The sequence below is a fragment of the Streptomyces sp. NPDC025806 genome (assembly GCF_055558275.1).
Genome location: NZ_JBVHMU010000048.1, coordinates 1 through 8589, shown reverse-complemented (window position 1 = coordinate 8589; position 8589 = coordinate 1). Strand labels below are relative to the sequence as shown.

6 protein-coding genes are annotated in these 8589 nt (G+C 70.5%); 5 read left to right on the top strand and 1 reads right to left on the bottom strand.

The genetic code is table 11. From position 1 onward, the window contains the following. Positions 1-47 precede the first annotated feature (47 nt). The 4 genes from ACZ4E1_RS40210 to ACZ4E1_RS40195 all read left to right on the top strand — a co-directional run bounded on the left by ACZ4E1_RS40210 (position 48) and on the right by ACZ4E1_RS40195 (position 5722). A complete protein-coding gene (locus ACZ4E1_RS40210) occupies positions 48-803 on the top strand; it encodes a TIGR03089 family protein (protein ID WP_467548958.1) in 756 nt (251 codons plus the stop codon). 105 nt (positions 804-908) lie between these two features. Further along, entirely contained in the window at positions 909-2207 is a 1299-nt protein-coding gene (locus ACZ4E1_RS40205; protein ID WP_467548956.1) for an LCP family protein, read from the top strand. 235 nt (positions 2208-2442) lie between these two features. Beyond that, complete coding sequence (locus ACZ4E1_RS40200; protein ID WP_467548954.1) at positions 2443-4122, top strand: LCP family protein; 1680 nt, start codon at positions 2443-2445, stop codon at positions 4120-4122. 85 nt (positions 4123-4207) lie between these two features. Then, positions 4208-5722 carry an LCP family protein gene (locus ACZ4E1_RS40195; protein WP_467548952.1) on the top strand — a complete coding sequence of 505 codons (1515 nt, stop codon included), beginning with the start codon at positions 4208-4210 and terminating at the stop codon, positions 5720-5722. 52 nt (positions 5723-5774) lie between these two features. On the opposite strand, the gene ACZ4E1_RS40190 is transcribed toward ACZ4E1_RS40195, so the two are convergent. Beyond that, complete coding sequence (locus ACZ4E1_RS40190) at positions 5775-6833, bottom strand: glycosyltransferase family 2 protein (RefSeq protein WP_467548950.1); 1059 nt, start codon at positions 6831-6833, stop codon at positions 5775-5777. 204 nt (positions 6834-7037) lie between these two features. Here ACZ4E1_RS40190 and ACZ4E1_RS40185 point away from each other — a divergent pair, with 204 nt between their 5' ends. Next, entirely contained in the window at positions 7038-8510 is a 1473-nt protein-coding gene (locus tag ACZ4E1_RS40185; RefSeq protein WP_467548948.1) for an LCP family protein, read from the top strand. Positions 8511-8589: the final 79 nt, after the last annotated feature.

Here is an 8589-nt window from a genome sequence, read left to right as displayed (position 1 = left end):
CCCGCACCCGGACGTCCCGCGAAGCGCACCGCGCATACGCTGAACCCGTGAAATCCGAGCCCCGTACTGCCGCCGCACTGCTTCAGCACGCCCTCGCGGACGATCCCGGTCGCCCCCTGGTCACCTTCTACGACGACGCCACCGGGGAGCGCGTGGAACTGTCCGTGGCCACGTTCGCGAACTGGGTCAACAAGACGGCCAACCTCCTCCAGGGCGACCTGAACGTCGAGCCCGGCGACCGTGTCGCCGTGCTGCTGCCCGCCCACTGGCAGACCGCCGTCTGGCTGCTGGCCTGCGCCTCGGTCGGCGCCGTCGCGGACGTCGGCGGCGACCCGGCCGCCGCCGACGTCGTGGTGAGCGGCCCCGACACGCTGGAGGCGGCCCGCGCCTGTTCCGGCGAGCGCGTCGCTCTCGCGCTGCGCCCGCTCGGCGGCCGTTTCCCGCAGACGCCGGAGGGCTTCGTCGACTACGCCGTCGAGGTCCCCTCGCAGGGCGACCGCTTCGCCCCCTTCTCCCCCGTCGACCCCGACGAGCCCTCGCTGGTCGTCGCGGGGGCCGAGTGGACGGGAGCGGAGGTCGCCGCGCGGGCGCTCGCGGACGCCGCCCCGTTCGGGCTGACCGGGCCGGGTTCCCGGCTGCTGTCCGGTCTCCCGTACGACACCTGGCAAGGACTCAGTGCGGGGCTCTTCGCGCCGCTGGCCGCGGGCGGCTCCGTCGTGCTGTGCCGGAACCTGGACCGGCTCGACGAGGAGGCGCTGGCCCGGCGCATCGACAGCGAGCGGGTGTCGGCGACCGCGAAGTAGCGGATCTTCACCCGTTCGGCCCCGCTCCCCCGGCCGCCCGGCGCGGCCGGGCGGATGATCGTGGAGACGCCGTTTTCCCCAGGCCGGACCGTGAGGGGACCGCACGTGACCGACTCCGCAGCCACACCGCTCGGCCCGGGCACCGGCTCGTCGCCGACGGGTGCCGGACGCGTCCGGCGGCGCAGGCGCCGGCTGCGGTACGCGGCGTGCGCACTGGCGTTCCTGGTGCTCGTGGCGGGCGGGGCCGGCTGGATCGTCTACGAGAAGCTCAGCGGGAACATCACCGAGGACACGGACGCGGCGGCCGAACTCGCCAAGTACGACAAGGAGCGGCCCACCGTCCTGGTGCACGGCGCGCAGAACATCCTGCTCATCGGGTCCGACTCGCGCGCCGGCAAGAACCGCAAGTACGGCCGCAACGACGGCACCCAGCGCTCGGACACGACGATCCTGCTGCACGTGGCGGCGGACCGGAAGAGCGCGGTCGCCGTCTCGTTCCCCCGCGACCTGATGGTGAACATGCCGCGCTGCACCGCCCCGGGCGGCAAGCGTCTGGAGCCGACGTTCGCCATGTTCAACTACGCCTTCGAGGCGGGCGGTTCCGCCTGCACGATCCGTACGGTCGAGAAGGTGACCGGCATCCGCGTCGACCACCACATGGTCGTCGACTTCCAGGGCTTCAAGGACATGGTGAACGCCGTGGACGGAGTGACCGTCTGCCTGGACGAGCCGATCGACGACGCCGACGCCCATCTGAAGCTGTCCGCGGGCGAGCACTCCCTCAACGGCGAGCAGGCCCTCGGCTACGTCCGCGCCCGCAAGAGCCTCGGCAACGGCAGCGACACCGACCGGATGGACCGTCAGCAGCGCTTCCTCGGTGCCCTCGTCGAGAAGGTCCAGAGCAACGGTGTCCTGCTGAACCCGACGAAGCTGTACCCGCTGCTCGACGCCGCCACGTCGTCCCTGACCACCGACCCGGGCCTGGCGAGCCTGCGCGGCCTGTACGACCTGGTGCGCGGGATGCGGAACATCCCGGCCGACCGCATCCAGTTCCTGACCGTGCCCCGGGAGTCGTACGTCTACAACGCCAACCGCGACCAGCTCGTCCAGCCCGCCGCCGACCAGCTGTTCCGGCAGTTGCGCACCGACCGGCCGGTCGTCGTCACGAAGGAGGCGCCGGCCGCCGCGCGTCAGGCGGGCGAGAACTCCTCCCCCGGCATTTCCGATGAAACGGTCGCCTATCAGAGGGAAATGGACGAGAAGTCCGGGGCGTCCTCGCCCTCGGCATCCGCCTCCGACACCCCCGACCCCGCGCCGACGTTCCGGGGCAATACGGCGAAGCAGGACACCTGCGGCCGAGGCCGGTCCGCGCCCTCCGGAGGCGCCTCAACCGCCCCTCGGTAAAGCGGGAGTCATCAGCCGGCACACAGGTTCAAAGATATGGGCCGGAATGCCCAGTTGTAGGGGAGTGGAATTTGTCACCGCCGTCGCCGGGCGCTGAACTGGGCGGATAGTGTGAGCGATCCGGTGCACCCGGCCACGCTTGGGCAAGGTCGCGCACTGCTGACCGACTTTGACCGGGCGCCCGCTTTAAGGGGGGTAGGGCGCCGCGTGGCCCCGACGGAGGACACAGACAACCGTGGACGCGCAAGGCCGTGGGCGGGCGGAGAACATCGACCCCGCAGACCAGTGGGTCCTGAACCCGCAGACCGGTGATTACGAACTGCGACTGACCCCCTCCGCTGAGCAGTCGGGGGTGCCGGGACCGCGCCGCACCGCACCGCGGCCCGGCGGCCGGCGACGGCAGCAGCAGGACCCGGGAGACGTCCCTCCCCAGCGCAGAAGGCGTGAGCCGGAGGCCCTGGCTCCGGACACCGGGCGGCGCAGGTCGAAGCCGAAGAAGAAGTCGAAGGTCAAGAAGGCCCTGCTGTGGACCTCCGGCTCGATGGCCTTCGTCGTCCTGGCCGGCGCCGGCGCGATGTACATCTACCTCGAGCACCTCAACGGCAACCTGACGGTCAGCAACACTCCTGACGCCAAGAACAGCTTCTCCAAGGACGAGGCGTTCAACATCCTCGTCATCGGCACGGACAAGCGCACCGGCAAGGGCAACGAGGGCTACGGCGACAAGGGCAGCGTCGGTCACGCCGACACGAACATCCTGCTGCACGTCTCCAAGGACCGGACGAACGCGACCGCGCTGAGCATCCCGCGCGACCTCATCGTCGACGTCCCGGAGTGCACCACCGACGGCAAGCCGATCGCCGGCACCCCGAACGTGCGCTTCAACACGAGCCTCGGCCAGGACGGCCGCGACCCGGGCTGCACCATGAGGACCGTCAAGGCGGTCACCGGGATCACCCCGGACCACTTCATGATGGCCGACTTCAACGCGGTGAAGACCCTGTCCACCGCCGTCGGCGGCGTCGAGGTCTGCGTCAAGAAACCGGTGGACGACCCGGACTCGCACCTCAAGCTGCCCGCCGGCAAGAGCGTGGTGAAGGGCGAGCAGGCCCTCGCCTTCGTCCGCACCCGGCACGCCTTCGGCAACGCGGGCGACCTGGACCGCATCAAGGTGCAGCAGCAGTTCCTCGGCTCGCTGGCCCGCAAGATGAGCTCCGGCGACACCCTGACGAACCCGTCGAAGCTGACGGGCCTCGCCGAGGCCGCCACCAAGGCGCTCACCGTCGACCAGGGCATCGGCAGCCTCCAGAAGCTCAAGGACGTGGCCCTGGAGCTGAACAAGGTCCCGACGAAGAACATCTCCTTCGTGACGATCCCGGTCCGGGACAACCCGACCGAGAAGGTCCACGCCACGGTCGTCGTCGACCAGGCGAACGCACCGGCGATCTTCGACGCGATCAAGAACGACGTCTCCCTGACGGAGACGAAAAAGAAGAAGAAGGCCGCCGACTCCGCCCGCCTCAAGGGCGCGCGCTCCGCGGCCTCCGAGGTCCGCGTCGACCTCTACAACGGCGGCGCGCCGCCCGGCTCCGCCGGCACCACGCTCACCTGGCTGCAGAACACCGAAGGCGTCCTGAAGTCGAGCCAGTTGGGCAACGCGCCGAAGGACCAGTCCAAGACGACCCTGGAGTACTCGCCTGACCAGGCCGACCAGGCCCGGAAGCTGGCGGACATCATGGGGCTGCCCGGATCGGCACTCAAGCCGGGCAAGAGCGAGACGAACGACCAGGGCCTGCCGGCGATGATCCTGATCCTCGGCAAGGACTTCAAGGGCGCGGGGGTGCCCATCAACGGTTCGGCGAAGGCGCCGGACGTGGACAAATCGACGGCGGACAAAACTGTGTGCGCCGAATGACCAACCTCGGCCGCCCCCAGACTGTCTCACCACATGACAGCGGGGCGGCCGAGCCTTGGCCAGGGGTGGGGAGTGTGGGGCAAGGATGGGGCGACGAAGCGCGCGCGGCAAACGCTCGCGAATACTGCGCTGGACCACGGGCGTGCTCGCGGTCCTCGTACTGGGAACGGCCGGTGCCGGATACCTCTGGTACCAGCACCTGAACAACAACATCCAGACCGGGCGGCTCAGCCTGGGCGAGCACCGGGCCGCGAAGCCGACGCCCAACGCGGCGGGCCAGACCCCGCTGAACATCCTCCTGATCGGGTCGGACGACCGGAACAACAAGGAGAACCTGAGGCTGGGCGGCCACAAGGCGAGCGTGGGCGCGCCGCCGCTGGCCGACGTGCAGATGCTGCTGCACCTGTCGGCGGACCGCACGAACATGTCCGTGGTGAGCATGCCGCGCGACACGCTCACCCAGCTCCCCAAGTGCACCGACCCGAAGAGCGGCCACGTCTACGAGGCCACCGTGTCCCGGCAGATGGTGAACTCCTCGCTGGCCCGCGGCGGCGCCGGCTGCACGGTCGCCACCTGGGAGCAGATGACGGGCATCCACATCGACCACTACATGATGGTCGAGTTCTGGGGCGTCGTGTCCATGGCGGACGCGATCGGCGGTGTCCCGGTGTGCGTCAAGGAGAACGTCTACTCCCGCAACAGCCGGGGCGAGGGCTCCGGCCTGAAGCTGAAGAAGGGCACCACGTACGTGAAGGGCGAGCAGGCCCTCCAGTGGCTGCGCACCCGGCACGGCTTCGAGGACGGCAGCGACATCGCGCGCGCCAAGGCGCAGCACATGTACATGAGCGCGATGGTCCGCGAGCTGCGCAAGAACACGACGTTCAGCCACCCGGGCAAGCTGCGCACGCTCGCCGAGAAGGCGACGAAGGCGGTGAAGCCCGACGACGGCCTGAACACCGTCAAGAAGCTGTACGACCTGAGCACCGAGCTGAAGAAGCCCGATCCGGACCGGATCACGATGACGACCATGCCGTTCGTGTACGAGGGCGCGCGCGTGGCCCCCAAGGCGGGCGAGGCCGACGCCCTGTGGCGGATGCTCCGGAACGACATCGCGCTCGACGGCAAGGACAAGAAAAAGAAGAAGCCGAAGACCGAGCTCTCGGACGATCCGGCGGCGCCGATCGGTCAGATCGCGGTGCAGGTGCGCAACGGCACACGCACGGCGACCGTGCCGGCCGCGGGCGGGCGGGCCTCGGCGGTGACTCGGATCCTCACCGGCCAGGGCTTCACCCGGGCCGTCGCGGACCAGTCGCAGACCCTGTCCGAGGAACATACGGTGATCCAGTTCCCGTCGGCCGACCTGGAGGGCGACGCCCAGGCCGTCGCCAAGTCCCTCGGGATTCCGCTGAGTTCGGTCCAGAAGTCGACGGCCGTGTCCGGGGTGACCCTCACCGTGGGCGCCGACTGGCGCGAGGGCGACACCTACCCGAAGGACGCGGCCGACGCGACCGACGACAGCAAGGCCCTCGACAAGGATCAGACGCAGAACGGCGCGGACGCCTCCAAGTGCATGGCCGTGGAGCCGGGCTACACCTGGTAGGACGCGCGGCGGGACAACGGGGCGCGGGAGATGAACTCCCGCGCCCCGTGCGCTAGTTGGCGGCGCTCTTCGCCTTGTCGCCGCCGAGCACGGCGGGCCGGCGCGACGCGATGACCTTCTTCGCCAGCGACTTGGGGCTGGTCAGGAAGCCCCACCCCCACGCCATGTGCATCGTGGCGAGGGCGACGGGGATCTGGGCGCGCGCCTTCAGCGGCAGACCCTTGCCCGCCGGGACGGAGCCCGCGAGGATCGCCGCGAGATAACCGCCCGGAATCACGAAGCCCCACGGCGTCAGCGCCGCGCCCACGACCGTGCCCGCCGCGATCGCGCACACCGCGGCCGGCGGCGCGAGGTAGCGCAGGTTGATCGAGCCCGCGTGATAGCGCGCCACCACGTGCCGCCAGCGCCCGTAGTCCTTGTACTGCTTGGCCAGCGCCTTCACGCTCGGGCGCGGCCGGTACGAGACCTTCAGCTCGGGCGAGAACCAGATGAGCCCGCCCGCCTCACGGATCCGGAAGTTCAGCTCCCAGTCCTGGGCGCGGATGAACTCCTCGTTGTACCCGCCCTGCCGCTCCAGCGCCTCGCGCCGGAAGACACCGAGGTAGACCGTCTCGGCCTGCTGCGCGGCGCCGCCCGTGTGGAACGCCGCGTTGCCCACACCGATCTTCGAGGTCATCGCGGCGGCGACGGCCTGCTCCCAGGCGTTGGTGCCCTGGGCGTGCATGATGCCGCCCACGTTCATCGCGCCGGTCTCCTCCAGGAGACGTACGGCGGTCTCGATGTAGCCCGCCGAGAGCGCGGCGTGCCCGTCGACCCGGACCACGACCGGGTGCCGGGACGCCTTGATCGCCGCGTTCAGCGCGGCCGGCGTACGGCCCGTCGGGTTCGGCACCGTGTGCACGCGGGGATGTTCGGCGACGAGCTGCGCGGCGATCTCGTCCGTGCGGTCCACCGAGGGGCCGAGCGCGAGCACGACCTCCATCTCGCCGTCGTACTCCTGCGCCAGGATCGCCTCGACCGCCTCCCGCAGATGCCTCTCCTCGTTGAGGATCGGCATGATCACGGAGACCGCCGGGAGCTGCCCGTCGGAAGGTGCGTTCTGGGTATCCATCTCGTCTTTCACGGCCGGGGGTCCGGTTTCACGGCCGGGGACCGGGGGTCCGGTCGGTCGGCCCCGGGGGTGCGGCTTCGCGGGTCACGTTACCGCTAATGGGGGACACCGACGCGCGCCGCCCGGGTCGCTACCGCGGGCAGGAGATCGTATCGGCCTACGGTGCTCAGGATCCCACGCCCGCCGTCGCGGAGGTGTCCCCCCGTGCCCACGCCGCCCCGCTCCCCCGCCCGTCCGCAGCGCCGCCCGCGGCCGGGGCAGGGCCGCCGACCGGTGCGGCCGATGCGCAGGAGGAAGCCCCGGTGGGCCATGCGGGTGGCGACCACGTTCTCCGTCACCGTGCTGGCCGCGGCCGGCATCGGACACGCGCTCGTGACCGGCCTGGACAGCGGCATCGACCGCATCGACCCCTTCAAGGACATGAAGAACCGCCCGGCGGCCGGGCACGGCACGAACGTGCTGCTCGTCGGCACCGACGGCCGCGACAGGATCACCCCGGCCGAGAAGAAGAAGTACCGGCTCGGCGGCGCCCCCTGCCACTGCACGGACACCGTGATGATCGTGCACATCTCCGCCGACCACGACCGCGCCTCCGTCGTCTCCCTCCCCCGCGACTCCTACGCGGAGATGCCGCCCCACACCGACCGCACCACCGGTGAGAAACACCACGCCCACCCCGTCAAGATCAACGCGGCGTACGCGGAGGGCGGGCCGCAGCTGACCGTGCGCACCGTCGAGAACATGACGCACGTCAAGATCGACCACTACCTGGAGGTCGACTTCACCAGCTTCATGCGGACCGTCGACGTCCTCGGCGGCGTCGAGGTCTGCACCGCCAAGCCCCTCAAGGACTCGTACACCGGACTGAACCTCGGCGTCGGCTCCCACAAGCTGAACGGCGGGCAGGCCCTCCAGTACGTGCGCTCCCGGCACGCCGACAGCGCCAGCGACCTGGGCCGCATGCAGCGCCAGCAGCGCTTCCTCGCCTCCCTGATCTCCGCGACGACCTCCTCCGGGGTGCTCCTCAACCCGGTCAGGTTCCGCGAGGTCGCCCGTACGCTGCTCAGCTCGGTCCGCGCCGACACGGGCTTCGGCACGAACGAGATGGTCGACCTCGCCGAGGCCATGCGGAACTTCTCGCCGTCCTCGTCGGAGTTCACGACCGTGCCGATCGGCGACATGAGCTACCCGGTCAAGGGCATCGGATCGACCGTGAAGTGGGACCCGGTCAAGTCCCGCAAGCTCTTCCAGGCCCTGCGCGACGACGAGCCGCTCGCCGCGCACCACAAGAAGAAGGCGAAGGCGAAGGTCGTCGGGGTCTCGCCGCAGCAGATCCGGGTCCAGGTCGAGAACGGGACGCGGACCCCGGGGCTCGGCATGAAGGTCGACAAGGCGCTGAAGAAGACGGGCTTCCGCACATCGGGCGCCCCCGCCAACGCGTCGGGCCGCGCCGTCGCCGAGCACACCGTCGTCCTCTACGACCCGCGCTGGGACCGCTCCGCGAAGTCCCTGGCCGCGGCCCTCCCCGGCGCCCGCCTCCAGGCGGTCAGGGGCCAGGGGGCCATGCTCAAGGTGGTCGCCGGGACGGACTACCAGGGCGTCCGGCCGGTACGGGCCGAGGACGCCCACCAGGGCGAGTTCGGCGCGGTGACGGGCGACGAGGTGGTGTGCGGCTGAGCGCTGCCGGTTGCGGCTCTCGTCGTGGCCGGTCGCGTAGTTCCCCGCACCTCTGAGGCTTTCGTCGCCGGGTGCGGGT